This is a genomic window from Pedobacter sp. HMWF019 (genome assembly GCF_003061025.1).
GTDB lineage: Bacteria > Bacteroidota > Bacteroidia > Sphingobacteriales > Sphingobacteriaceae > Pedobacter.
On record NZ_QAIL01000425.1, the window covers coordinates 1 to 2,168 of the forward strand.

General features: G+C 41.1%; 2 protein-coding genes. Both read right to left on the reverse strand.

Annotated features, from left to right (window positions below):
* The coding region (locus tag DBR11_RS22660; RefSeq protein WP_304594197.1) for an RNA polymerase sigma factor at positions 1-364 on the reverse strand (364 nt) is incomplete at its 3' end.
* Positions 365-420: 56 nt separating this feature from the next.
* A partial coding sequence (locus tag DBR11_RS22665) for an ATP-binding protein (RefSeq protein WP_108554885.1) occupies positions 421-2,168 on the reverse strand: 1,748 nt, incomplete at its 5' end.

The window sequence follows — 2,168 nt, forward strand, 5'->3', positions numbered from 1 at the left end:
GCTCCATCAGATCGATGTCTCTAAGGGTAGAATCATCAGCCTCAGAAAATGATGATGCCATTTCCTTTTCATAAGCATCAGCATTTGCCTTTTTTCTCATCAGATCCAGTATTTCAAACTTTACAGCAATAGCAAAATAATTTTGAAACCCAGTTGTAATTACAAAAGAATGCCTTTTACGCCAGAAATTAAGAAAAATCTCCTGCACAATTTCTTCTGCAACGTGTGCATCTCCAATACGCTTGCAGGCAATAATAAATATCTTTTTCCAATACCGTTGATAAATCACGGTAAACGCCGTCCGGTCACCAGTCTTAAATAAGTCTGCTAACTCAACATCAGTAAAAGTTTGATAACTGCTCAATCCGCTCCTTTGTGTTTGGAACTACAAGATACAGTTTAATCGCGTAATCTAAAATATCAGGAAGCCACCGGCAAAGCGAAACAAAACCGGCTTCCCTCTCCTAACGCACTTTCAACCCAAATCCTCCCCTGTTCGGCCTCAATAAAATCTTTCGAGATGGCCAGTCCAAGTCCGGATCCGGATTTGTTGTTTCCATCAGTAGGCACTTGAAAATAACGGTCAAATAACCTTTGCTGATATTGTTCTTCAATTCCCTTTCCAAAATCACGAACCGAAAACTCAACTTCACTATTCTTCTCTAAAACCTGGATCACCAGCTTAGATTTCTCCGGACTGTATCTCAGCGCGTTGGAAAGAAAATTAATCAGTACCCAAGCCGTCTTCTCTACATCAGCATTTACCTTTGGCAAGGAATTTTTACTCACCAGCTCTAAGTGTATCTGTTTCTGCTCTGCCTGCAATTTCACAGATTCTATTGCATAATCCACAATTTGTCTGGGATCAGATTTTACAAAATTCAGCTGCAGGTTTCCCGTTTCCACCTGTGAAAGATCCAGCAGTTCACTCGTAATTTTAAGCAAACGGTCGCTGTCTTCATTAATATGCTCCACCAGCTCCTTCTGTTCCTTGTTCATACCGCCTACCCTTTCATCCTTAAGCAATTTCAGGCTCATTTTAATCGAAGAAAGCGGAGTTTTCAGTTCATGAGACACTGTAGCGATAAAATTTGTCTTAGCCTGATCCAATTCCTTAAATTCTGTGATATTTTTGAGGATATAAACCTTACCAGCAGATTTCCCTGAAGCGAAAATCACGTTATTCTCCTGGTCCTCAAAATTAGGAATTACAATTTCCCGGCTTTCCAGCTGGAAATGAGATTCCTTCTCATTGGCATAAATCTTCAGATTCTGGTCTTTCCCCTGACTGTTTAAGATCCGGTTTAAAAGCTCATTCTTTTTTTGCAGATCAGCTGCATTTTGGCCAATCACCTGGGCTGGCAAAAGACTAATCAGTTGAGCAGCAACTTTATTGATAAACAAAACATCCTGTTTATCATTCAAACCTATAATAGCATCATCCATTTGCTCAATAATGGCCTCTATCCGGAGCTTCTCCGACTTCAGTTCCGCCAGATTACTATTCTCCCATTTGTTCAGCTGAACCGCCATCCCATTAAAAGCGGCAGCCAGTTCGGAGAACTCATCATTATTATGAAATTCCAAACGCTGTTTATAATTCTTATTACTGATCTCCCGTATGGCCTCTGTAAATTCCTGGAGCGGATTGGCTACAAAACCCGGAAAATTCACAATAAAACTAAATAAGATCAAGAAACTAACCGAAGCTGCAAATACCAGATACAGTGTAGCTTTGGAAACAGATTCCTGAGCGGCATCATTCTTCCTTACAATAGCCCGCATATTCAAGTCTTCGATCACCCTCAGCTGCGCCCGGACTTTTCTCAGGGCCAGCTGCTGAGTGGCAAGGTTTGCCGATGGGGCGAGCATATCCTGATAGGACTGTTTCAGCGCAGTTACAGCTGCACCTTCCCCCACCTCTGTTACGTTCTTTTCTTCTCCTTGTAATTGTTGCTCAAAATCCTGTTGTACAACAGTGGTAAGCGGCAAATCATGCTCATCAAGAAGTGTTCTCATAGCTCCGGTAAACTTCAGTGTTTTATAATTATCTTTCAGGATAACCTTTGCACTACCCGAAATTTCATTCAGATAAAAAAGTGAAATGGAACCGAAGAAAAGTACCATCACGAACAGGAATCCAAATCCGAGACGGAGTTTTGTTTTGA